Annotated in this window: 26 protein-coding genes and 1 other RNA gene; 13 read left to right on the top strand and 14 right to left on the bottom strand. The window is 55.0% G+C overall.

Annotated elements, in window-relative coordinates; all coding sequences use genetic code 11:
- Nucleotides 1-21: 21 nt before the first annotated feature.
- The gene (locus OL236_RS10995) at nt 22-861 is read left to right on the top strand and encodes a menaquinone biosynthesis protein (protein WP_265070641.1); all 840 of its coding nucleotides are present in this window, start codon (nt 22-24) and stop codon (nt 859-861) included.
- A 153-nt stretch (nt 862-1,014) separates the two neighbouring features.
- On the opposite strand, the gene OL236_RS10990 is transcribed toward OL236_RS10995, so the two are convergent.
- From OL236_RS10990 to ffs, 7 genes are all read right to left on the bottom strand, one after another.
- Nucleotides 1,015-2,331, bottom strand: coding sequence for a hypothetical protein (locus tag OL236_RS10990; protein WP_265070640.1), 1,317 nt, complete (start codon nt 2,329-2,331; stop codon nt 1,015-1,017).
- 65 nt (nt 2,332-2,396) lie between these two features.
- Nucleotides 2,397-3,569, bottom strand: coding sequence for an MFS transporter (locus OL236_RS10985; RefSeq protein WP_265070639.1), 1,173 nt, complete (start codon nt 3,567-3,569; stop codon nt 2,397-2,399).
- A gap of 81 nt (nt 3,570-3,650) precedes the next feature.
- The gene (locus OL236_RS10980) at nt 3,651-3,893 is read right to left on the bottom strand and encodes a pro-sigmaK processing inhibitor BofA family protein (protein WP_265070638.1); all 243 of its coding nucleotides are present in this window, start codon (nt 3,891-3,893) and stop codon (nt 3,651-3,653) included.
- A gap of 2 nt (nt 3,894-3,895) precedes the next feature.
- Nucleotides 3,896-4,501 carry a recombination mediator RecR gene (recR, locus tag OL236_RS10975; protein ID WP_006192647.1) on the bottom strand — a complete coding sequence of 202 codons (606 nt, stop codon included), beginning with the start codon at nt 4,499-4,501 and terminating at the stop codon, nt 3,896-3,898.
- Nucleotide 4,502: 1 nt separating this feature from the next.
- A complete protein-coding gene (locus OL236_RS10970; protein WP_006192646.1) occupies nt 4,503-4,838 on the bottom strand; it encodes a YbaB/EbfC family nucleoid-associated protein in 336 nt (111 codons plus the stop codon).
- A 74-nt stretch (nt 4,839-4,912) separates the two neighbouring features.
- Nucleotides 4,913-6,907: a DNA polymerase III subunit gamma/tau gene (gene dnaX / locus OL236_RS10965; RefSeq protein ID WP_265070637.1), complete on the bottom strand. Its 1,995-nt coding sequence runs from the start codon at nt 6,905-6,907 to the stop codon at nt 4,913-4,915.
- Between the two features lie 85 nt (nt 6,908-6,992).
- Nucleotides 6,993-7,197: signal recognition particle sRNA large type (ffs, locus tag OL236_RS10960), an RNA gene on the bottom strand.
- Nucleotides 7,198-7,503: 306 nt separating this feature from the next.
- Here ffs and OL236_RS10955 point away from each other — a divergent pair.
- From OL236_RS10955 to dhaM, 8 genes are all read left to right on the top strand, one after another.
- Nucleotides 7,504-7,653 (top strand): hypothetical protein, encoded by a 150-nt coding sequence (locus OL236_RS10955; RefSeq protein ID WP_009645340.1) that lies wholly within the window; start codon nt 7,504-7,506, stop codon nt 7,651-7,653.
- Entirely contained in the window at nt 7,650-7,808 is a 159-nt protein-coding gene (locus OL236_RS10950; RefSeq protein WP_265070636.1) for an aminoglycoside phosphotransferase, read from the top strand. Before OL236_RS10955 ends, OL236_RS10950 begins: the two co-directional genes overlap by 4 nt.
- A gap of 91 nt (nt 7,809-7,899) precedes the next feature.
- Nucleotides 7,900-8,223, top strand: a complete 324-nt coding sequence (locus OL236_RS10945; protein WP_265070635.1) for a hypothetical protein — start codon at nt 7,900-7,902, stop codon at nt 8,221-8,223.
- Nucleotides 8,224-8,238: 15 nt separating this feature from the next.
- A complete protein-coding gene (locus tag OL236_RS10940) occupies nt 8,239-8,898 on the top strand; it encodes an SIS domain-containing protein (protein ID WP_265070634.1) in 660 nt (219 codons plus the stop codon).
- 81 nt (nt 8,899-8,979) lie between these two features.
- The gene (locus OL236_RS10935; RefSeq protein ID WP_265070633.1) at nt 8,980-10,491 is read left to right on the top strand and encodes a phosphomannomutase/phosphoglucomutase; all 1,512 of its coding nucleotides are present in this window, start codon (nt 8,980-8,982) and stop codon (nt 10,489-10,491) included.
- Nucleotides 10,492-10,551: 60 nt separating this feature from the next.
- Nucleotides 10,552-11,541, top strand: coding sequence for a dihydroxyacetone kinase subunit DhaK (gene dhaK, locus OL236_RS10930; RefSeq protein WP_265071823.1), 990 nt, complete (start codon nt 10,552-10,554; stop codon nt 11,539-11,541).
- A gap of 52 nt (nt 11,542-11,593) precedes the next feature.
- Entirely contained in the window at nt 11,594-12,214 is a 621-nt protein-coding gene (gene dhaL / locus OL236_RS10925; protein WP_265070632.1) for a dihydroxyacetone kinase subunit DhaL, read from the top strand.
- A 13-nt stretch (nt 12,215-12,227) separates the two neighbouring features.
- Complete coding sequence (gene dhaM, locus OL236_RS10920; protein WP_265070631.1) at nt 12,228-12,614, top strand: dihydroxyacetone kinase phosphoryl donor subunit DhaM; 387 nt, start codon at nt 12,228-12,230, stop codon at nt 12,612-12,614.
- 62 nt (nt 12,615-12,676) lie between these two features.
- Here dhaM and OL236_RS10915 read toward each other — a convergent pair whose 3' ends face one another.
- The 7 genes from OL236_RS10915 to dnaA form a co-directional block, all read right to left on the bottom strand.
- A complete protein-coding gene (locus OL236_RS10915) occupies nt 12,677-13,891 on the bottom strand; it encodes an ATP-binding protein (protein WP_265070630.1) in 1,215 nt (404 codons plus the stop codon).
- 97 nt (nt 13,892-13,988) lie between these two features.
- The gene (gene gyrB / locus OL236_RS10910) at nt 13,989-16,061 is read right to left on the bottom strand and encodes a DNA topoisomerase (ATP-hydrolyzing) subunit B (protein ID WP_009645347.1); all 2,073 of its coding nucleotides are present in this window, start codon (nt 16,059-16,061) and stop codon (nt 13,989-13,991) included.
- Nucleotides 16,062-16,095: 34 nt separating this feature from the next.
- Complete coding sequence (gene remB, locus OL236_RS10905) at nt 16,096-16,362, bottom strand: extracellular matrix regulator RemB (RefSeq protein ID WP_265070629.1); 267 nt, start codon at nt 16,360-16,362, stop codon at nt 16,096-16,098.
- The gene (locus OL236_RS10900; RefSeq protein WP_265070628.1) at nt 16,340-17,335 is read right to left on the bottom strand and encodes a DUF721 domain-containing protein; all 996 of its coding nucleotides are present in this window, start codon (nt 17,333-17,335) and stop codon (nt 16,340-16,342) included. Before OL236_RS10900 ends, remB begins: the two co-directional genes overlap by 23 nt.
- A gap of 64 nt (nt 17,336-17,399) precedes the next feature.
- Nucleotides 17,400-18,509: a DNA replication/repair protein RecF gene (gene recF / locus OL236_RS10895; RefSeq protein WP_265070627.1), complete on the bottom strand. Its 1,110-nt coding sequence runs from the start codon at nt 18,507-18,509 to the stop codon at nt 17,400-17,402.
- A 6-nt stretch (nt 18,510-18,515) separates the two neighbouring features.
- Nucleotides 18,516-19,628, bottom strand: coding sequence for a DNA polymerase III subunit beta (gene dnaN, locus OL236_RS10890; protein ID WP_009645285.1), 1,113 nt, complete (start codon nt 19,626-19,628; stop codon nt 18,516-18,518).
- Nucleotides 19,629-19,918: 290 nt separating this feature from the next.
- Nucleotides 19,919-21,385 carry a chromosomal replication initiator protein DnaA gene (dnaA, locus tag OL236_RS10885; protein WP_009645288.1) on the bottom strand — a complete coding sequence of 489 codons (1,467 nt, stop codon included), beginning with the start codon at nt 21,383-21,385 and terminating at the stop codon, nt 19,919-19,921.
- Nucleotides 21,386-21,918: 533 nt separating this feature from the next.
- On the opposite strand from dnaA, the gene rpmH reads away from it, so the two are divergent.
- The 4 genes from rpmH (at nt 21,919) to OL236_RS10865 (ending at nt 23,584) form a co-directional block, all read left to right on the top strand.
- Complete coding sequence (gene rpmH, locus OL236_RS10880; protein WP_006192627.1) at nt 21,919-22,053, top strand: 50S ribosomal protein L34; 135 nt, start codon at nt 21,919-21,921, stop codon at nt 22,051-22,053.
- A 249-nt stretch (nt 22,054-22,302) separates the two neighbouring features.
- Entirely contained in the window at nt 22,303-22,689 is a 387-nt protein-coding gene (gene rnpA / locus OL236_RS10875; protein ID WP_009645415.1) for a ribonuclease P protein component, read from the top strand.
- Nucleotides 22,686-22,895 carry a membrane protein insertion efficiency factor YidD gene (gene yidD / locus OL236_RS10870; protein WP_009645307.1) on the top strand — a complete coding sequence of 70 codons (210 nt, stop codon included), beginning with the start codon at nt 22,686-22,688 and terminating at the stop codon, nt 22,893-22,895. The genes rnpA and yidD overlap by 4 nt, the downstream gene beginning before the upstream one ends.
- A 20-nt stretch (nt 22,896-22,915) precedes the next feature.
- A complete protein-coding gene (locus OL236_RS10865; protein WP_264917879.1) occupies nt 22,916-23,584 on the top strand; it encodes a YidC/Oxa1 family membrane protein insertase in 669 nt (222 codons plus the stop codon).

Raw genomic sequence — 23,584 nt, 5'->3', positions numbered from 1 at the left:
TTCTTCCGAAAGGAGACGTTTATGGCAGAGCCAAGGGTCGGGCACATCCATTTTCTCAATATCCTGCCTCTCACCTGGAGCTTCGCGCACGGTGGAAATCGAGGGCTGCACCTCGTGCCGGGCGTGCCGGCGGAGCTGAACCGCGAACTTCTGGCGGGCAGGCTCGATGTGAGCGGCATATCATCCATCATCTATGCACAGGGCGACGAAAGCCTTGTGATCCTGCCCGACATCTGCGTGCGCACGGACAAGGAGGTCACGAGCATCCTCCTCGTGACGAAAAAGCCTCTGGAAGAAATCAAGGATGACCGCATCATCCTCACGGCGAAATCGGCGACGAGCCACTGCCTCTTGAAGATCATCCTCAAGGAAGGATACGACGCAAGCCCCAACTACTATGTGCGCCACATCGTGCCACAGAACCCTGTGCCCGACGACGCGGCAGGCTCGCTCTTCATCGGCGACGACGCGCTCTGGCTCTACCACCACCGCCGCGAGGATCTCCACTACTACGATCTCGGCGCCGAGTGGCACAAGCTCACGGGACTCGGCATGGTCTATTCTCTTTGGACAGCGAACCGCACCTTCGCGAGGGAATCGCCCGAAAAGCTGCAGCTCGTCTACGAGCGTCTCGTCCGAGGCATGGCGGAAGGAGTCGCCAACAAGTACGCAACGATCGAATCCGTGCGTGAAGAGAAGGACTTCACCTTCCAGCAGCTTGAAGAATACCTGCAGGTCATCCGTTGGGATTTGAAGGACGAGCATCTTGAAGGTCTGGAATTGTTCTATCGAAAGGCGCATGAATGGAACCTCATCAACCATGTGCCAAAGCTCTGCTTCGCCGATGTAAAGAGAATATAAACTACGCGCACTTAATGAAGTTACCCAATCAGTTTGCGCCCTTCGGGCTTGACTTCTTGGACTTTCATAGTAAAATCACATACATGGGAAAAGGCTGTGCAAAAGTCGATGGCTTCGACTTTTGCACAGCCTTTTCCTTTTTTGTAGATTACATCACTTCGGCTTGTTGACGATCTCGTCGATCTTCCAGACCGAACCGTGTCTGGTGAGAACGGCTCTGCCGTTGAAATAGCGCGTGCCGCCGGGGTTGTCGACTGCACGCAGCGTATAGGTCACGGCGACACGATCCTGCGTGGCGCTCTGCACTTCGACGTTGAGCGGCGTGCTGCTGACCGTCGTATTGAAGCCCGGCGCCCATCCCTCGTAGGTCATTTGCGACTGCATCTCAGAACCCAATGTATTGTAAGCGGCGCGCAGATTGCGATTCGTGATATTGCGATGAAAGTTTTCGAATGTCCGAACAGCATCCTGAGAACCAGAGGACGCGGGCGCAGGATTCGGAGCGGCCGGCGTCTGTGCCTTCGTCTTGGCAGAAGAAGAATTCGACAGGGCGCCCTTCTTCGCCTTGGACAATGCCTGATCGTTCGCGGAAGAGCCGAGTGCATCCTGCAGCTGATTGATGGAAGACTTGGCGGCCGTTGCAGATACGATGTCCTGATCCTTCAGCGCAGGCAGATTCGTGACGGAATAGAGAGAAAATCCGCCAATGCCCAGAAGCGCGAGAAGGGCGATGAGTCCCAATCCGAAGACACTGAATTGAAGCGGCGATCCCTTGCGGCAGAAAAAGCCGCCGATCAAGCAGCCCAAGAAAACAAGCGTGAGTACAACAGCGATGCCAATCGTGATGTAGATATGCGTCATATTCCAGATGAGAAACGTCGCCTGTATGGACTTGTCGCCTCCATTCATCAAGGTAGAAGCGAGATCCCAGACCAAGGTCGTTCCGCCGTCCGTGACCTTGTCTGCGTTGTGACTCTCCGCCGCATAGGGAAGCGACAGGGAAACGTCGGCACGCACGGAGGAGAGCATCGCCTGCATCATGGCGCGCTCATCCTGATCCATATTTGCCTGCGTGTCCTTCTTTCCTTCAAAGAGCACATCGACCGCATAGGTATCGTAGAGCCAGCCCTTCCTTTGCTGCACGCCCTTCGCCTTGCCCTCAACGGTCTTGAACATATTGCCATCGGCCTTCGCCATCTCGTCGATCGTCTTGTAATGCGTCGTTTCCTCGATCCCGGACATATTGCCGTCCTGAACGTCCTTGAGCGAAGCGTTCGGATGATTCTTCTTTGCCGATTCACGCGCTTCTTGGATCTGCTCTGCAAGAAGAGGCACGCCGACCATCGTGTTTTTTATATCCACGCTTCCATCCTTGTGGATGGCGGTATCGCTGCTGATGCGAAAGCAGCCGCTCGCCATGACGGAGATGACGAGGAGAAGAAGAATGAAAAATTTCTTTTTGTGAAACATGACGCGCCTCCTTTATATTGACGAAATATCCTAAATCTTTGTATTCGTCGCAAAAGGAAAAAATCCTATCGTCTCCTGCGCCAAATCGTATAGAAGAGGACGGCGAGGACGAGGACGGCAGGGCAGAGGAGACCGTAGAGCGCCGCATAGCCGAAATGGGCGGCGACGAGTCCCAAGGTCGCGGCAGCAAGGCCGACGCTGATGTCGAGCGCCCAGAAGTAGGTCGCCGTCGCAAGTCCCGCACGCGCGGGCGCGACGCTCGCGACGGCGAGCGTCTGCAAGGCGGGGCTTGCAGAGCCGAAGCCCGCGCCTAGAATCGCGGCGGAAGCGAGAAAGGCCGCAGATGACTCGGCTGCGGCAAAGCACAGGAAACCGAGGAAGAAGAGGAGAAGTCCCGGATAAACCGTATAGTCGGCACCGCGCTGATCGAAGATGCGGCCGATGAAGGGGCGCGTCACGACGATGATGAGCGCGAATATGACAAAGAAGGCGCTGACGTCCTCTTCCATGCCGAGCGTGCGCGCATAGAGCGGGATGAAGGTCAGGACGCCGCCGTAAGCGAAGAACATGAGTCCGCCAATGAGAGCCGCAGGAAGCGCCTGCCGCTCGACGAGGGAGAATCCCCGACCAGTTTTCTCTTTTGGCACAACAATCTCATCGGGAAGCTTCCTGCGGTTTGCGAGCCAGAGCGTGAAAAGGGCGCTCGCCGCAAGGAAGACGAAGAGTGCCATCATGCCGAAGGAGCGTATGATGAGGAGGCCTGTAAGAGGCCCGACAACCATCGCGAGATTCGTCGAGAGCGCGAAGTAGCCGATGCCCGTTCCCTTCTTCGCCGCGGGAAGGACGAGCGCCGCCAAGGTGGCCGCCGCCGTCGTGCCGAGCGCAAATTCGATGCCTTGCAGAAGGCGCAGCGTGTAGAGCGCTTCTTCCGTATGCGCGAAGCAGAAGGCGAGCATGATGGCGAAGAAGGCGAGCGTCGCGCCAAGGAGCAGTCTGCCCTTATGCAGGCTGTCGATGAGCCGGCCGGCAAACGGGCGCGAGGAGACGGCGCCGATCTGGAAGAAGGTCATGGCAAGCCCCGCTTCCAGCTCGCCGCCCTTCATCTCGTTCATGATGTAGATGGGCAGTCCGACGATGAGGATGTACTGTGCCATGAGGTGAAAAAAATTCGTGGCGCTCATGCCGATGAATTCCGCCGTCCAGAGCGTTTCCACATTCCTTGCTTTTTCTTCGTTCAATGTCTTGCCTTCTTCATTGTTTCAAGATGTTTAGAAAACACGAATACACCCAGCAGCGCCGTCTGCCCAATGTACTTTTTCTTACAAATAGCTCCACGCGAGCACCATGAGCACGCCGGGGACGCCGAAGATTCCTGCAGCGAGCGACGTGAAGATGTTGATCGTCACATGAAAGCCCAGAAGCTTGACGATGGAGAGCAGCACCGCACCGATAACGCTGTTGACGATGAATTTCTTCAAAAGGCGCAAGGGCAAGTCTAGGAGCTTCGCCGCAATAGAAAGAAGCAGAATGCCGACGGCGAGCGATGCGATGATTTCGAGCATATTTAGATTTCCTTTCTGTTTTCGAGCGCCTTGGCGAGCGTGACTTCGTCAGCGTATTCGAGATCGCCGCCGATGGGCAGGCCGTGCGCGATGCGCGTGACCTTGAGTCCTGCGGGCTTCAAGAGCCGCGCGAGGTACATCGCCGTAGCCTCGCCCTCGACCGTGGGATTCGTCGCCATGATGATCTCCTGCACCTCAGCGCCCGCCTCTCCTTCCAGCCGATGCAGAAGCTCCTTCACGCGAAGGTTCTCAGGGCCTACGCCCGAGAGCGGCGAAAGCGAGCCGTGCAGCACATGGTAAAGACCCTTGTAGTCTTTCATGCGCTCGACGGCGGCGACGTCCTGCGGCTGCTCGACAACGCAGATCTTCGAGCGGTCGCGCTTTTCCGACGCGCAGATCGCGCATGGATCTTGGTCTGAGAGGTTGCAGCAGACGCTGCAAAAGCCGATCTTCTCCCGCGCTTCGACGATCGCCTCAGCGAGCGCCCGCGCCTTCGCTGCATCCATGTCGAGGACGTGATAAGCAAGACGCACTGCCGTCTTGGAGCCAATGCCCGGCAGTGCGCGAAAGTGTTCAATGAGTTTTGCCAGCGGTGCGATGTACTGCATCTCAGAACATGCCCGGAGGAAGGCCGAGGCCGCCCGTGAGCTTGCCCATCTCGCCCGCCATCATGTCGTCGACCTTCTTGACCGACTCGTTGAAGGCAGCCGAGAGGAGATCCTGCAGCATCTCGACATCCTCGGGATCGACGGCAGCGGGATCGATATGAAGCGACTGCACTTCCTTCTCGCCGTTCATGACGATCTTGACAGCGCCGCCGCCCGCCGACACCTCGACGGTCTTCTTCTTCAGCTCCTCCTGCATCTTCTTCATGTCATTTTGAAGCTTCTGCACCTTCTTCATCATACCCTGCATATTGCCCATGTTTCCCATTCCACCAAACATTGCGTTTCTCCTTTCAAAAGCAGGCGCTTCGCCTGCGCTTTTCCTTCGATTATAGCCGCAAAGCGGCTCTTAGGTCAACTGTTTTCCTGCGGCGGCGGCGCATCGCCATCATCCGGCGGCGGCACGTCATCGGGCACCGGCGCATCATCGGGCAGCGAAATGTCATCAAACACCGGCGCGTCATCGAGCGGCGGCGCGTCCTCGCCTTCTGCCGTCTCGGCCACGGACTTAGCGACTGCCTTGCCGCTCGCGGCGAGGGCGGCGATGCGCTGCTCTTCGGGCAGGTCGACGAGATGTCCGCCGAGGAGCGAAACGGCATTTTGCAGACGACTTCGCTCTTCGGGCGAAAGCTCGTTCTCGTCGATCTCCAGCGGTTTCGGTGAAAGCCCTCGCGGCTCGATCTCGTCGAGCGCCGCCAACGGCGGCTTTTTCTTCGGCGCAGGAGGCGGCGCGGCAGGCGGCACAGCTTGCGCTTCGCACGAGATTGCAAGCGGTGTGCCTGCGATCTCGGCGAGCAATTCTTCGATGATCTTTCGGTAGTCGTCGCGCATTGTGCGCCGCGCGAGCAAAGGACTTGAAAAATGCAGGCGAAACGTGCCCGCGCCGCTTGACAAGAAAGATGCGCCCTTGAGGCAAGCGAGAACGGAGATGCGCTGCTTCTCCTGCAGGCGGGAGAGAAGTTCGGCGTAGATCTTCTCTCCCTCGGGATTCGGCGTGGCCTGTGCGGCAGGAGCGGAAGAGGCAAGCGGTGCGCTATTGCGTGCCGGCGTGCCGGAAGAAGCCGCTTCGTTCGTGCGACTTGCCGCCCGTCTTCTCGCGGTTGGAAGAGGAGATGCTGCAGGCGCGGCTGCTCTCGCAGGCTGCGCCGAAAGCTGCGCCTTGAGGACGGCAAGCTCCGCCTCAAGGCGGGCGACGCGCGCCACTTCGGCGGGGGCGGGCGCTGCGGGGTGGGTGGGTGCTGGTGCACCTTCTGCGCCATCTTCCACATTCTCACGGCAGAGCGAAAGCAGCGCGACCTCAAGCGTGATGCGCGGCTGCGGCGTCCAGCGAAGCTCCGCCATCGCCTCGTGCAGACGCGCGATCATCGCCATGATCTGCGCCTGCGTGAAAAGCGCTTTCTGCTCTTCGAGCGCAGCTCCGGTGTCGTCCACGAGATTGAGAGCCGCAATAGCGCCCGCCGCCTCGTAGATCATGAGGCTTCGCAGATGAAGCGTCAATTCCGCCAAAAGCTGCATCGGATCTTTACCGAGCGCGAGAAGCTCCGCGATCGTTTCCAAGACCTCGCCCTTCGCGCGCTCGCCGATCGACTTCGTCAGGCGATAGATCGGCTCATGTCCAATGAGGCCGAGATTCTCCTCGACACATGCCGCCGTCAATGTATCGCCGTCCAAGCTCGCGCACTGGTCAAGCAGCGACAGCGCGTCCCTCATGCCGCCGTCCGCCTGCCGCGCGATGAGGCGAAGCGCTTCCTTCTCGCACGGGATCTTCATCTCCCGTGCCACATAGGCGAGCCTCGCTTCGATCTCCTCGACCGTGATGCGCCGAAAGTCGAAGCGCTGGCAGCGCGACTGGATCGTTGCCGGCACCTTGTGCGGCTCTGTCGTCGCGAGGATGAAGACGACATGGGCGGGCGGCTCTTCGAGCGTCTTCAAAAGCGCATTGAATGCCTCCGTCGTCAGCATGTGCACTTCGTCGATGATGTAGACCTTGTAGCGCCCTTCGGCGGGCGTGAATTTCACCTTCTCGCGCAAGTCCCGCATCTCGTCGATGCCGCGGTTCGACGCCGCGTCGATCTCAAAGACGTCGAGCGCCGTGCCGTCGGCGATCTTCGTGCAATTTTTACAGACGCCGCAAGGCTCGGGCGTCGGCCCCTTCTCACAATTCAGCGACTTCGCGAGAATCTTCGCCGTGCTCGTCTTGCCCGTGCCGCGCGGGCCAGAAAAGAGGTAGGCATGGGCGATGCGTCCTGCGGAAATCGCATGGGAAAGCGTCCTCGATACGGCCGTCTGCCCCACGAGATCCTTGAAGCTCCCCGGCCGCCATTGGCGGTAGAGCGCGATGTACGCCATATCGTCCCTCCTTGAACGCATAGAAAATTGCAAACGAATCCATAGAAAAAAGCTGCCGCACCAAGCCGAAACTCCGCACAGCAGCAAATACTCCTTTTCCACTTCGGGGCGCGACCCCCAGGCGCCCTCGCGGCACATGAAGCGATTCGCTTACCGCTGCTTCCTTCCGGACCTGACGGGGTTCACGAGACTCCATTGCGCAAGACCAAAGCGCCGCGCTCCGAACTGGAAAAGGCTTCTCAAAAGAGCAGCATAGAAAACGCCCATTGCGTTCTTTGATTGTAGCATAGACAGGCAGAAGCCGTCAACCGCTGTTCAGGAATCACTGATAAATTCAGCCGCCCATCTTCACACATCTGCGCTGTCCTCTCGTCGTCGACAAATCCTCGACGTAGCACCGCTACGCCTGCGGTTTGTCTCCTCGATAGATACAGCGCATCTGTGCAAATCTGGGCGACCTCATTTTATCAGCGCTTCCTTCATATCCGATTGGCCCTGCGTCCTTACAAAAACCTAGCCAATCAGCCTGCGCCCTTTGGGCTTGACCTCTTGGGGTTTCACGAGTAGAATATGAAGTATAAAGGTGGCTGGTCAAAATGAATAAAGCGGATTTTGATGAGATGGATCCGGAGACTCAGGAAATCCTCGACAGGCTCTCCCCTGCGCCCGAAAAGCTGCAGGAAGAGGGCTGGGATAGTCGTGCCCAACAACAGATGATGTTGGAAGAAAACGGACACAACGCATGAGTCTGACGGATGAGACGCGGCAAAAACTGCAAAAGCAGATCGACGCCCTCAAGAAGCGCATGCTCTATGATGCGAACGATCTCGACTATGAGACGCATCTCTTTCTGGTTCGTACCCTGCAAAAGGTGCTCGACCAGGAAAAATTCAAGCCTTGAGGCTCTCTTGAAGTTTGTCTTTTACAGTTTTTGCTTATGCAAGGGATGCGCATTGATATTTCAGCGCTCCTCTAGAAAAGAAGAGAGAATTATGCATTTTATTCCTTACCGAAAAAAAATCATTGCTGCACTCATGATGGGAGCTTTTGCCGGCGGCATGGCTCCTATCTTTGTTGCGGGCGCAAACACAGCATGTATTTCCACGGTCTCCGTCGCACACGCAGCATCGTGCCCTACGCCGACGAAGCGCTATCAGGAGGCGGCACGAGACGACAGTGAGGACAAGGCGGCAGACGCGACAGAAAGCGTGAGCGACAACATTTTCAAGGCCGCCTGGAGAATCGCCCTGCTCGTCGCCGCCGTTTTCCTTGCACGAATCGGCTGGAAGCATTTCCACAAGAAGAAAAACGCATAGAGGAGGGGTATAAATATGGCCAAAGAAACGACACTTGCCACGATCGACCATCTGATCGAGCGCTATCCTGTACTTGCTCCCATGGAAGAGCCGCTGAAAGCCGCTGTCGAAACGATTGTCAACTGCTACAGAAAAGGCGGCAAACTGCTCATCTGCGGCAACGGCGGCAGCGCAGCCGACGCCGAGCATATCACGGGAGAGCTGATGAAGGGCTTCCTGCTGCCGCGCCACCTGGGCGAGGAAAAGAGGCAGAAGCTCATGGACGCCTGCCCCGAAGATGCGGCGTACCTCATCGAGAACCTGCAGGAAGCCCTGCCCGCTCTTTCCCTCGTCAACCAAATTGCCCTCGGCACGGCGTTTGCCAACGATCAGGCGCCCGATCTCGTCTTCGCCCAGCAGGTATTCGGTCTTGGCAGGGAGGGCGACGTCCTTCTCGCCATCAGCACGTCGGGCAATTCGCAGAATGTTCTCTATGCCGCGCAGGTCGCGCGCGCTTTCAGCATCTCCGTCATCTCTCTGACGGGCATGGGCGGCGGCAAGCTGCGCGCTCTGACCGACATTCTTCTCGCCGTTCCCGACAAGGAAACATACCGCATACAGGAACTTCACCTGCCGATTTATCATGCTCTTTGCATAGCGGCTGAAGAAGAATTTTTTGGTACGAATGATAAATGACAGAATAAAAAACGCAAATTATTCTAAAAATATGGTATAATATACCCTGAAGAAAATGGAATGCACCATGGGGGGATTGCCATGATTGCGGAAAAACAATGGATGAAATTGCAGAACGGCAGCGACGTGCGCGGCGTTGCCGTATCCGGCGTCGCCGACGAGCCCGTCAATCTGACGGAAGAGGCCGCAGGCCGCATCGCGAACGGCTTCGTAGATTTCTTTGAAGAGAAGATCGGCAGGAAAGCGCAGGAAATGACGATCGCCGTCGGACACGACTCGCGCATTTCCGCTCCCTGCCTGAAGCGTGCCATACTCGCCGCTCTTCTTTCCCGCGGCGTCCGAGCGCTCGACTGCGGCCTTTCGTCCACGCCCGCGATGTTCATGTCCATCCTCTTCGATGAAACAAGGGCCGACGGCTCCATCATGATCACGGCGAGCCATCTGCCCTACAACCGAAACGGCATGAAGTTCTTCACAAAAAATGGCGGACTCGAAGCGAGCGACATCAAGCAGGTTCTTTCCTACGCCTCGAAGAATCCCTTGGTTCAAGGAGACGAAAAAGAAGCTGAGAAGTTTGACCTCATCTCCGTCTATGCCGCTCATCTGCAGAAGAAGATTCGCGAGGGGCTTTCCGCCGCGCCCGAGGAGAAACCTCTTGCCGGCATGCGCATCGCGGTCGACGCCGGCAACGGCAGCGGCGGCTTCTTTGCCACGAAGGTGCTCGCCCCGCTGGGAGCAGACACTACGGGCAGCCGCTACTTAGAGCCGGACGGCATGTTCCCGAACCATATCCCGAACCCCGAGAACCGCGAAGCGATGGCCGCCATCAAGGAAGCCGTCCTCGAAAATCACGCCGATCTCGGCCTGATCTTTGATACCGATGTCGACCGCATGAGCGCCGTCCTGCCCACGGGCGAGGAAATCAACCGCAATGCGCTCATCGCCATGATGGCGGCCATCCTAGCGCCCGACTATCCGAAGTCGACGATCGTCACGGATTCGATCACTTCCGACGAGCTGACCGACTTTCTGGAAAACGAGCTTCACCTCCGTCACCATCGCTTCAAGCGCGGCTACAAGAACGTCATCAACGAATGCATGCGCCTCAACGAAGAAGGAACGGTATCACCGCTTGCCATCGAGACCTCGGGGCATGGCGCGCTTTCCGAGAACTACTATCTCGACGACGGCGCATACCTCGCCGTGAAACTCCTCATCGCAGCGGCCAAAGCGAAGAGAAATGGGCGCACGCTTCACTCGCTCATTGAAAAGCTCGCGCACCCGTTGGAAGCGCGCGAATATCGCTTGAAGATCATAGGAGTCGAAGATGCCCGCAGCTATGCGGCAGATGTGCTTGAATCCGTCGCCCGACGCGCCAAGGAGAACGGTATCAAGATGGCCGAACCGTCCTACGAAGGCGTGCGGCTCGTATTCCCCGACGGCTGGGCGCTCCTGCGCATGTCGCTGCACGACCCGAACATGCCGCTGAACATCGAGAGCCGCAAAAAGGACGGTGTTCGCGTCATCGCCGAAAAGGTCAGAAGCTTGCTTGACGGCTTTGCTTCGCTTGATTGCAGTGCATTTCAAAGATGATCGATACGAACCATATCGGCTTTGCAATATAGGATGACAAGAGAGAAAGGCGGTATATGGATGAAAAAGCTCATCAACAAGGTGGACGATGTCGAGCGCGAGATGATTGAAGGCCTCGCCAAGGCAGCACCTAAAAAGCTCCGAAAGCTCGACGAAGGAAACATCATCGTGCGCACTCCGAAAAAAGAAGGCAAGGTCGCACTCGTCTCCGGCGGCGGCAGCGGTCACGAGCCGGCGCATGGCGGCTACGTCGGCAGCGGCATGCTCGACTGCGCCGTGGCAGGATCCGTATTCACCTCGCCGACGCCCGATCAGATTTATGAAGGAATCAAGGCCGTCGCCACCGATGCGGGAGTCCTCGCAATCGTCAAGAATTATACGGGCGATGTCCTGAACTTCGAAATGGCGATTGACATGGCGAAGGATGAAGGCGTCAACGCCGACTACGTCATCGTCAACGACGATGTCGCCGTCAAGGACAGCCTCTATACGACGGGCAGGCGCGGCGTCGCCGGAACGATCTTTGTCCATAAGATCGCAGGGGCGCGTGCCGAAGAGGGCGCCTCCCTCGCCGAGGTCAAAGCGTGCGCCGAAAGCGTCATCAAGAACGTCCGCTCGATGGGCATGGCGATCGCCCCATGCACCGTTCCCGCTGCTGGAAAGCACGGATTCACGCTCGCAGAAGACGAAGTCGAGATCGGCATCGGCATCCATGGCGAGCCGGGCACGAGCCGCGAGAAGATGCTCTCGGCCAACGAAGCGGCGAAGAGACTACTTGATACCATTCTTGCCGACCTCGACTACTCCGGCAAAGAGGTCGTCGTCCTCGTCAACGGCATGGGCGCAACCCCCTTGATGGAGCTTTACATCATCAACAGCTTCGTGCAGGACTACTTGAAGGAAAAGGGCGTCAAGGTATACGACACGATGGTCGGCAACTATATGACAGCCATCGAGATGGCGGGATTCTCCCTGACGCTCCTGCGTCTTGACGAGGACATGAAGCGTCTTTACGACGCCAAAGCCGATACGCTTGCCTGGAAAAAATAAACCGGAAACAACTCTTTGAAACGGGATGGAACAAAGAATGAAGGGGCAATGTATGGATACGAAAAAGCTGCTGGAAATCATGAAAGCGATCTCTGAAAAAATCGAAGCGGAAAAGGATGTCCTGACCGAGCTGGACAGCGCCATCGGCGATGGAGATCACGGCATCAATATGGCGCGCGGCGCAAAAACCGTGATGGAAAAACTTCCTTCGCTCATCGGAAAGGACAGCGGCGCCATCTTCAAGGGAATCGGCATGGCCGTCGTATCGAGCGTCGGCGGAGCTTCGGGCCCTCTCTACGGCACGGCTTTCATGAAGGCGGGCGACGCGCTCAAGGGAAAGATGGATCTTTCCGCCGAAGACTTTCTCACAGCATTTTCCGCTTCCGTCGCGGGCATAAAGATGCGCGGCAAATCGACCATCGGGGAAAAGACCATGCTCGACGCCCTTTGCCCTGCCGAACGTGCCATGCGTGAAGCCATAGAAGCGAAGAAGACACTCAAGGAGGCCTTGGAAGCCGCCGCTGTCGCCGCTGAAAAGGGCGCGGAACGCACGAAGGATCTCGTCGCCACCAAGGGACGCGCGAGTTACCTCGGAGAGCGCAGTCTCGGCCACAGAGATCCGGGCGCTGTATCCTCCTCCTTCATGCTGCGTGCCATGGCAGACGCCATGTAAGGGGGCGGGCATCATGTTCAGCATCGTCGTTGTTTCCCATAGCGAAAAACTTGCGGAAGGCGTCGCCGAAGTCGCCAAAATGATGGCACGCGATGTAACGATCGTCGCCGCCGGCGGCACGGAGGACGGCAGTCTCGGCACAAGCTATGAGAAGATCGCCGCCGCCATCGACAAGGCCTATACGGACGACGGCGTCGCCCTCTTCATGGATATGGGAAGCGCTGTCATGACGGCGGAAATGGTCCTCGAATCCATGTCAGACCGCCGCCTGAAGCTCATCGACGCCCCGCTCGTCGAGGGCGTCGTCCTCGCCGCCGTCGAAGCTGCTTCAGGAACCGCGCTCGAAGACTTGGCGGGAAAGATGCAGCAGGCGCGCGATATGCACAAGATCGAGATATAGGGAAAAATCGTCCAGCAAATAGGGCTGTGCCGACATCGTGGAGATGTTGGCACAGCCCTATTTCATTCCTCTTCCAATAACCAGCGCAGGACATTCCTCTTCTTTATTCCGTCGTAATCTGCCGTCGCATTCACTTCGTCCAAGGTAAGAAGATATTTCGGGTAATTATCCTTGATCGATCGCAAGGATTTCAGCTCACGTTCCAGAACCTCCGGCTGCTGGGTCGATTCTGCCACTTGGATGTAGACATGACCTTTTTCATTCTGCGCTACGAAGTCGACTTCGCCGCTCGGCAGAGCACCGACGTAGACGCGATAACCACGCCGCAGAAGCTCCAAATAGACGATGTTTTCCAGTACATGCCCCGTATCCTGCCCCTTCCTGCCGATGAGGAAAAAGCGCATGGCAGCGTCGACCACATAGTATTTTGAGTTGATGCGCAGCACTTCCTTGCCGACAAGGTTAAAGCGATCAGCTTGATAGACGAGAAATCCATCCTGCAGTCCCTGCAAGTATCGCTCCACCGTCTTGGCGTCGATCTTTCTTCCCGCACTCGTCATAGAATCCGCTATCTTCTTGGGAGAAAGCAGGCTTCCTACATGAAGGAAGAGATACTTCGTAACGCTTTCGAGCATCTTGGCATCAGCAATGCGCAGACGCGCCACGATATCTTTCAAAAGAATCGTGCTGTATATGCCTTGCATATACTCGTTGATGTCCTTCTCTCGTCCGTCAAGCTGCATGGCATAGGGAAAGGAACTTTCTCTCGTATACTTTTCGTACAGCTCCCGCAGACTGAACCTTTCTTGCAGCATCTCGCGGCTGCAGAATTCACGAAAGGACAAAGGAAGCATACGAAGTTCCACATAGCGGCCGGAAAGCAAGGTTGCCAGATCGCTCGACATGAAATAAGCGTTCGATCCCGTGATATAGATATCCACTTTTTCCTTGATGAAGAGACTGTCCACGGCCTTTTCAAACTGCGGCACATGTTGTATCTCATCGAGAAAGACGTAATTCCACTTTCCCGGCACGAGCCTTTCGCATACATAGCGGTACAGAGCATGATACTCTTGCAGGTCTTCAAATTCCAGATTCTCGAAGTTGATGACATGAATCTGCTCTTCTGTCACGCCGTCTTGCAGCAAATGATGCTGGTAGAGGGAAAACAACGTGGATTTACCGCAGCGGCGCACGCCCGATACCACCTTGATGATCGGACGCTCACGATTGCGCTGCAGGAAATCCATATAAGATGCACGCTCGATCAGTTTCATGATATTCTCCTTGTGATAATAAAAAATGGAATCTATTCCTTCTTCATCATTATATCATGATTTCAAAGGAATGGATTCCATTTTTTTCTATACACTCTTAAATATCAAGATTTCTCACGTGCTTGGCGTGCTCTTCGATGAACTGGCGGCGCGGCTCCACCTTGTCGCCCATGAGGATCGTGAAAAGCTCGTCAGCTTCTTCAGCGTCCTCCATGCGCACTTGGAGCATCGTCCTGCCTTCGGGATCCATCGTCGTTTCCCAAAGCTGCTCGGGATTCATCTCGCCGAGGCCCTTGTAGCGCTGCACGGTCGCGTTGTCCCTGCCGACTTCGTTGAGCTTCTGCGCCAGCTCGTCGTCGCTGTAGGTGTACCAGTGCTTCTTGCCCTTGCGAATCTGGTAGAGCGGCGGCTGCGCTATGTAGACGTGGCCGCGCTCAATGAGCGGCTTCATGTAGCGGTAGAAGAAGGTCAGGAGGAGCGTGCGGATATGCGAACCGTCGACGTCGGCATCGGTCATGATGATGATCTTGCCGTAGCGGCGCTTCGCGATGTCAAAGTCGTCGCTGATGCCCGTGCCGAACGCCGTGATCATCGTGCGGATCTCGGCATTGGCGAAGATCTTGTCAAGACGCGCCTTCTCGACGTTCAGGATCTTGCCGCGCAAGGGCAGGATTGCCTGGAAGCGGCGGTCACGCCCCTGCTTCGCCGAGCCGCCAGCGCTGTCGCCCTCGACGAGGTAGATTTCCGCCTGCTCGGGATCTTTGATCGAGCAGTCCGCGAGCTTTCCGGGCAGGCTCGACACTTCGAGCGCATTCTTGCGCCGTGTCAGCTCACGCGCCTTTCGCGCGGCTTCCCTCGCGCGAGACGCCATGATCGCCTTCTCGATGACCTTCTTCGTGATGGCGGGATTTTCCTCGAAATACTCGGTCAGTCCCTCGGTCACGATGGAATCGACAATGCCGCGCACCTCGGAATTGCCGAGCTTCGTCTTCGTCTGCCCCTCGAACTGCGGCTCATGTATCTTGAGACTGATAACGCAGGTCAAGCCTTCTCTGACGTCCTCACCCGAGAGATTGCCGTCCTTGTCCTTCAATATCCCCTGCTTTCGCGCGAAGTCGTTCGCTGCCCGCGTCAGAGCGATCTTGAAGCCCGCGAGATGTGTGCCGCCTTCCTCGGTGTTGATATTGTTGACAAAGCTGTAGATATTCTCCATGTAGCTGTCGTTGTACTGCATGGCGATTTCCACAACGGTATCATCCTTGATACCATTGAAGTAGATCGGCGTCGGATGAATGACTTCTTTCTTGCGGTTCAGATGCTCAACGAAGGAGCGAATGCCGCCCTCATAGAAGTACGACTCCTCGCGCCCCTCGCCGCGCTTGTCCATGAGACGGATCGTGATGCCCTGATTCAGAAAAGCCAGCTCCCGCAGACGATGCTTCAAGGTGTCAAAGCTGTACTGTGTCACCGTGAAGATCTCAGGGTCGGGGACGAAGTGAACCTTCGTTCCCGTCTTTTCCGTCTCGCCGATGACCGTCAAAGGAGCGGCTGTCACGCCCTGCTCGAAACGTATGCTGTGGATCTTGCCGTCGCGCTTGACTTCGACGTCCATCGACGTGGAGAGCGCATTGACGACGGAGACGCCGACACCGTGCAGACCGCCCGACACCTTGTATCCTTCGCCGCCGAACTTGCCGCCCGCGTGCAGGACGGTCAGGACGACCTCGACCGCAGGCTTGCCGCTCTCGTGCATGTCAACGGGGATGCCTCGCCCATTGTCGACAACGGTGATGCTGTTGTCCTTTTCGATCGTCACGTCAATATGGTCGCAATAGCCGGCCAGAGCCTCATCGATCGAGTTGTCGACCACCTCGTAGACGAGATGATGCAAGCCGCGCTCCGACGTGCTGCCGATGTACATGCCCGGGCGCTTTCTTACGGCTTCCAAGCCTTCCAAAATCTGAATCTGATTGGCGCCGTAGTCGCCGTCAACCGCCGTGACGTCAGCGCTGTCCATATCCTTGTGGATTTCGACGTTTTCCAAATCAAGGTCATCGTCGCGCACTTCCTCGGCAAACTTCGCCGCTTGTTCTTCGCGCAGCTTCTCCTCGGCCGCATCCTGCTCGGCGCGGTCGAGTGCTTTTTGGAGCGCATCCTTCTCTTTTTCCATCTCTATATTGTCCCTCCATCATTCCTCAAAACATCTATGCCTGCACTGCAAAATCATGCAGGTTCACTCCATAAGCGGGCGATTGTATGCGCCTTTTCAAAGACTGCGCGGAAATCACCGAGAAATAAAGCCCTTCATCCGTAACGATGACGGAACGCGGCTCTTTTCTCATCGCGGCACCCTTTGCAATATCCTTCTTACAGAGAGAATTTCCGGACGCCTCTCGATATATCTCTATGTCAAGAATCGCCAATATGCTGGAAACGGCAACCAAGCTGTCATCGCCTAGGTGCAGATACATGGAATCCCTCCCCGCTCTTCGCTCCCCTTTTTGCCGTCTTTTTCATGACCTCCGAACGCTTGGGGAAGGGACGGAACACCGTTCCTTCTGCCATCTCGCGGCGAAGATCGTAAAGCGTGCGGCGCACGATGTCTTCCGTGAGCTGCTCCGGCCGCAGCGAGCGGTAGAGCATGACGAGCGTCTTCGCCTCCAGACTCTCCCAATCGCCGAATTCGATGCGGCGGGCGAGCTCCTGCACGAGACGCGTACGCTCGGAAGCGACCATGGCGGGCGTGCAGCGAAGATGATCTTTGATATCTGCATAGCGCGCCCACGGAAGATCGAGCAAATGGCGGCGGATCGAGCGTCGTCTTTCGCGCCGCTCCCTGCAGGTGCAGGAAGGGCACATCCCTTCGCCGGAAAACAGCTTGCCGCATTGAGGACAAGGCTTCTCACCGAGCACACGCAGCGCTTTCTCACGCTTCTTTCGCCTCAGAGAAATATGACGAAGTTTCCTTCGCAGACGTTCCTCGCCGACGAGAGAAACGCTTTTTTCGCACGCTTCCTGCTCCTCCTTGGTCAATGTAATCTCCCGCAGAGCCTTTCGGTATGCTTCCTGCTCGTCGGCTTCTTCTGCCTGCACACGCCCCGAAGCCTGAAAGAGGGCGACGTCGTCTTTTTTCCAGGAAAAGGCGAGTTCCTTCACCATCTCGAAACCTGCGAAGGTATTGAAGCGCGCGAGTATCGTCATCTGCATGAGCGTGATCTCGTTGCGCCAGGCGGGCACAGAGGCATGGAGCAGGAGCTTTTCGCCTTCGATGCCAATCGGCTGGACGTGCGCGGCGATGCCTTCACCGACGATTTCCGGCCAACGCGCGAGGACGAAGCGCTCCTGATAGGTGCGCTCGATCTTCTTGCCCAGCGCATGGATGCTTTTTGGTATCACCTGATTGATTTTTTCCATGCCGGGATTGCGGCGATAGGAGCGTTTCATGGTCTGCCTTTCCCAAAAGTAAGGATTTTTTCTGATACCATATGGAAATATATTCTATACAATATCAAAAAAATATCTTTCCTGCTCGCACATGGAAGATATTTCCCATAAATTTTTCCGGCAGATATGCGGCATCCGTCGCCGTGAGCAAGGTCTGTATATGCTCTCTGCCGATGAAGTCCAGGAGTTTCTCCCTGCGCGTGCCATCCAGCTCGCTCATGACGTCATCGAGCAGAAGCACTGGATATTCTCCCGTCTCTGAGCGAAGAAACTCCAATTCGGAAAGCTTCAGGGCGAGGACGCCCGTGCGCTGCTGCCCCTGCGAACCGAAAGAGCGAAGGTTGACGCCGTTCACTTCAAGCCGGATATCATCCCTCTGCGGGCCGACGCTCGTCGAGCCGCGCAGAATGTCAAGATCCAAGGACTCCTCCAACTTCTTATTATACCATGGAACAAGCTCCTCTGTCACGCAAGGCGGCTCTTCCTCTGCACCGCAAAGCTCATATGAAAGGGAAAGATTCTCTTTCCCTGCAGAAATACGCCTTTGCATGAGGTTTGCCAGCATGTTGAGCTTTTTGACGGCGAGAAAACGCTTCTCGACGATATGCGCGGCACTTTTGGCAAGCTGCTCATCCCAGAGGGAAAGCATTTCCTTTCCCGCACGGCGCTCCCGAATCTTCTTCAACAGGCTGTTCCTTTGCGTGAGAATCCGCGTATACTGCATCAGTTCATGGCCGTAGGCGGGGCTTGCCTGGGAGATTTCCCCGTCGAGGAAGCGTCTTCTCTCAGCGGGCGCCCCCTTGATCAGAAAGAGATCCTCGGGGGAGAAGAGGACGGCATTGAATACGCCGAAAAGCTCCTTTGTTTTGATCGGCTCGCCATTCTTGCGGATGGAACGGCGTCTGCCGCGTTGAAATTGAAATTCCAGCGTATTTTCCACGTCAAGACGCTCAAAAAGAAGCTCAATTTTCGCTGCAGGAGCATCCCAAGCGATGAGATCGGCATCTGCATTCGTTCGATGCGAACGACCGATCGCCGCATAGTAAAGAGCCTCCGCAATATTCGTCTTTCCCTGCGCGTTTTCGCCAAGAAAGACGTTGATATTGGGAGACAGACTGAGGTCAAGCTCTTCATAGTTGCGAAAACATTTCAGACGGAGGCTCTTTGCTTTCATCGCACATCAATTCTGCGTGCGCACAGGCGTAACGATATAAACGAAAGTGGGATTGTCCTCCTCGCGCACAGCTGCCGCCTGCAGGCTTTGATTCAAGAGAAAACGAAAGTTTTTGCTATTGATGTTCTTCAAAACGTCAGTGACATATTTCGCATTGAAGGCGATATTGACATCAGGGCCATCGATGGAAGCAGCGACGATTTCATCGGCCTTTCCTATATCAGGGCTGTTCGACGAGATATGAACTTGATTTCCGCCAAATTCCAGGCGAATGATATTGTAGTCGGCGGAGCGCGAGATCAAGGATACGCGGTCGACAGCGGCAAGGAAGTCTTCCGTGTCGAGCGTTACCGTCGTAGCGAAGTTTTTCGGTATGACGCTGTCATAATTCGGGAATTGCCCTTCGATCAGACGGGACATCAATACGACGTTCTCGAACTGGAAGCTTGCTTGGTTCGACGAGCAGCAGACGTCAACCTCGATGGGCATGTCGGAATTCAAGGCGCGCAAAAGCTCATTGAGTATTTTTGCGGGAATGATGATATGAAGATCGCCTGAAAGGTTTGCAATCACTTCTTTTTTTACAGAGAGACGATGCGTGTTCGTCGCCGCCATCTTCAGAGTTTCTCCGTTGATTTCCATCTGGCAGCCGGTAAAGACAGGACGCGCTTCATCTGTCGAGCAGGCGAAGACCGTCTTCTTGATGATATCTCGAAGCACGTTGTCCTGAATTTTGAAACGGATGCCGTCTTCCAGACGCTTTACCGTCGGAAAGTCATTGGCCGGCATGGAAAGAAGTGTGAAGTTGGAAGCAGCCGATTGGATCTTGCTGATGTTTTCGTCGATTTCTTGGGAGATTGTGACGGTTTCTCCAGGCAGGCGTCGAATGACCTCCTGCATGTAGCGTCCCGATAGGACAAGTTTTCCCTCCTGTTCCACTTCGGAAGGGATGATGCTGATGATGCCCATTTCATTGTCTGTGGCATGAAGTTCCACTTGATTGTTTGTGGCCTCCATATATATGCCTGAGAGAATCGGTGTCTGAGGTTTGTTGGCAATGGCTTTGGAAACGAGTTGAATCGCTTGAGCGAGTTCATTCTTATGGCAGGTGAATTTCATGGGGTTCTCCTTTTTGATGAGTCGTTTTTGTGGGATGCACCTTATTGACTTATAGTACAAGAATATAGAAAAGCATAGCCGTAATAGTAGTAGGGGCTGTGGAAATGTGGAAAAGGCTTCTGCTACTTTTGATACCAATGGAGAAGCCTTGTGGGAAAGATGTTGATAAGGCGTACTGGAATATCCACATTTCCACAGGGGAAAACGAAGATGGAAATTGTGCACATATTGGACACAGGATTTCACGGTGCTTTTCCACAGGGTTATGCACGGACGTGACAGAGAATGGTTCAGAGGCTTTCGATGCGCTGCATTAGCTGCTCGATCGTGCGGTCAAGTTTGCTGTCCTCTTTTCGTTCTTTGCCGATTTTTTCGCAGGCATGTATGACCGTCGTGTGGTCGCGCCCGCCGAAGGAATTGCCAATTTGCGGCAGGGAGTTACCCGTCAGCTCGCGGCACAGGTACATGGCAATCTGGCGCGGCATGGCGAGGTTTCTCGTCCGCTTCTTGCCGTGCAGGTCATCGAGACGCAGCTTGAAGTAGGAAGCGACGACTTCCTGGATGAGTTCCATGGTCACTTCGCGCGTCTTTTCCTCCGGGAAGATATTGGCGAGAGCCTCGTTGACAAGGGACGTCGTGACGGGTTGCTGTGTCAGTGAGGCGTAGGCGACGACCCTCGTCAATGCGCCTTCCAGCTCGCGGATGTTGTTGTCGATGCGGTTGGCGATGGAGAACATCACGTCGTTCGGCACGTCGAGGTGCTCAAGTGCGGCTTTCTTTCGGAGAATCGCTATGCGCGTTTCGAGATCGGGCGCCTGGATGTCCGTGATGAGACCCCATTCAAAGCGTGAGCGCAGACGATCTTCAAGCGTTTGAATCTCGCGCGGATGACGGTCACTCGACAGGATGATGTGTTTGTTGGCGTCGTGCAGCGTGTTGAACGTATGGAAGAATTCTTCCTGCGTGTGCTCCTTCTTCGAGAGGAATTGGATGTCGTCGACGAGCAGAACGTCGATATTGCGGTATTTTTGGCGGAAGGATTCGGGATTGCCGTCTCGGATGGAGTTGATGAGTTCATTCGTGAACTTTTCGCTCGAAATGTAGAGGACGCGCATCTGGGGAAATTTTTCGAGGATCTTGTGTCCGATGGCGTGCATGAGATGTGTCTTGCCGAGTCCTACGCCGCCGTACATGAAGAAGGGGTTGTATACTCTGCCCGGCGATTCGGCGACGGCGAGCGCAGCCGCATGGGCGAAGCGGTTGGAATTGCCCGTGACGAAGGTGTCGAAGGTGTAGTGCGAGTTCAAGGACGAGGCGTCGCCGGGAGCAATCATGCCCGGCGTTTCATAGGCGCGGCTGCCGTCTTCTTTTTTTGGCTCTGTATTTTGTGACGAAACGGGAATTTTTTTTGTATCCTTGACTTCCTGTGGGGAAGAATTCGTGTCCGTTTCCGTCAGAAGCGTTTCCTGAACAGGAGGAGAATTTGGGGCAGGTTCGATGTTGAGGTTTTTGATTTCGATCTTGAGTTTTTTCTTTGCAATATCGAGTACGGCGTCTTCCAGAAAAGGAATGTAACGTTTTACAATCCATTCCCTGGCGAGCGATGTCGGTGCGCCGAGCACGAGAGTGGTGTCGGAAAGGGAAAGTGGCTTTACGGGGCGCAGCCAGTCGTTGAGAGCAAGTTCCGTCAATGAGCGCTGTTCGAGAACTTTCTGCAGGATTTGCTCCCAAATCGCCTGCAGTTCGAATTGTTCCATGGATCTGTCCTTTCTTGTCAACAAATTTCATGCACATGTGTATAATTTGCGTGCATTTTATCCACATTTTTATTCACATACTGTGGATAAAATGTAAAAAAAGAGGGACGGCGCACGCCGGGGAAATGGCAGGAACGACGTGCAATCAGGCGGAAAAAATATTTCCCCTTATATAATGAAGGAAATGGATAAAAACTCTTGTGGAAATATCTCCTCTGCCTGTGGATAATGTGCATATCTCTGTGTATAAATGGTCAGTTGGCTATGAATATCTTAGCAGACTGCAAAAGAGTTATCAACAGGCAATTCGTTCCTAAAAAGAGGAAAGGCTCGTTTATCCACAAGAAGGACAGGAAAATGCACGGCTTCTCCGCGCAAACCATGGAAAATCCTTGACACTCGATTGTCTCTGGGCTATAATTTAGCGTAGTTAAAAGCGATAGTAGGGGCATTTTGTGCTCTTTTGCATTTTGACTGAATGAATCGCTCGATGTATCGACGATTTATAGAATTCTTTTGGGAGGTGGATCTGAATGAAGATGACGTATCAGCCGAATAACCATTGGCGCAAGAAGACGCATGGTTTCCGCGAGCGTATGAAGACGAAAGGCGGCCGTCTCGTCCTGAAGAGAAGGCGCGCAAAGGGCAGAAAGAAATTGTCTGCGTAAACTTTCAGGACATATGTTCAGCCGTCATACGGAGCGATATGGCGTGCTTTTGAGCCCGTTTCCTGCGATGGCGTCATCACAGGAAACGCTGTACATATGTCCTAACGCCTTACAGAAACCTAACCAATCGGTCTGCGCCCTTTGGGCTTGACCTCTTGGGGTTTCATGGTAAACACTCGCTAGGTCACTCCGGTGACCTTTTTTCATGAAATGACAAAGCATTTTGATTTTTAATGAAAGGGTTCTTGCATGTTGGGTCTGCCTAGAAGCCGCATCTTGAAAAAGAGGAAGGATTTTCAGGCTGTTTATTCCCGCGGAAAATCGTATTCAAACAGATTTCTCGTGCTTTATGTCTTTCGTTCGCATGGACTCCAAGGAAAAGTCGGTTTTGCCGCAGGCAAGAAGCTCGGTAATGCCGTGAAGCGCAATCGGGTCAAGAGATTGCTCCGCGAGTCTTATCGTCTGCATCAGGTTGAAATCGAGGAGGGTTTTTCCCTCCTGCTCGTGGGCAGGAAGGCGGCTCTCGACATCAAATGCCAGGACTTGGAAAAAGCTTTCCTCGCTTTGGGAAGGAAAGCCGGAATCATGGCAGGAGACAAAGAGGTTTCTAAAAGAGAGAGAAGGCGCGGCAGATGAAAGTCGTGATTCTGCTGCTCATTCGCTTTTATCGCGGTTTTCTTTCTCCTTTGAAGCCGCCTTCGTGCCGCTATATTCCGACATGCTCGGAGTATGCAATGATTGCTGTTGAAAAATATGGGGCGGCAAAGGGCAGTTTCCTTGCCATCAAGAGGATTCTGCGCTGCCATCCTTTTCATAAGGGTGGCTACGACCCTGTACCATAGGAAAATTAGGATGTGGTGATTTGGAGTTTTTATCGTCGCTGTTTCATCCCGTCATTGCGGTGATTCAGTTTATGTTGGAGAATCTGTATGCGTTTACAGGTCTTTTCGGTTTTGAAAATTACGGGATTGCCATTATTTTGCTGACGATCCTCATCAAGGTATGCCTCTATCCTCTGACGGTCAAGCAGGTTCGCTCGATGAAGGGCATGCAGGAACTGCAGCCGAAGATGAAGAAACTGCAGGAAAAGTATAAAGACAATCCGCAGATGATGCAGCAGAAGATCGGCGAGCTGTATAAAGAAGCCGGCGTGAATCCTCTCGCGGGATGCCTGCCGCTCCTCATACAGATGCCGATTCTCATGGGCATGTTTTATGCGCTGCAGGGTTACGCGTATTCGGGGACGCCGTCCTTTCTGTGGCTCGCGTCTCTTTCTGAGCCCGATCCACACTATATATTGCCAGTGCTTTCCGCACTTTCGACGTGGTTCGTGCAGAAACAGACTTCGACGGAAACAAATCAACAGATGAAGATCATGATGATCGTCATGCCGATCTTCATCGGCTGGATCAGCTTGAATTTCGCTTCGGGACTTGTTCTCTATTGGGTAACGATGAATCTCGTGCAGATCGTGCAGCAGTGGTGGATGTACCGAAACGAGGACGGCATGGGAAAGAAAGGAGTTGCCTGA

It is taken from the genome of Selenomonas sputigena (assembly GCF_026015965.1).
Classification (GTDB): domain Bacteria; phylum Bacillota; class Negativicutes; order Selenomonadales; family Selenomonadaceae; genus Selenomonas.
The sequence above is the reverse complement of the archived record's forward strand: the minus strand, read 5'-3'. Positions and strand labels throughout refer to the sequence as shown.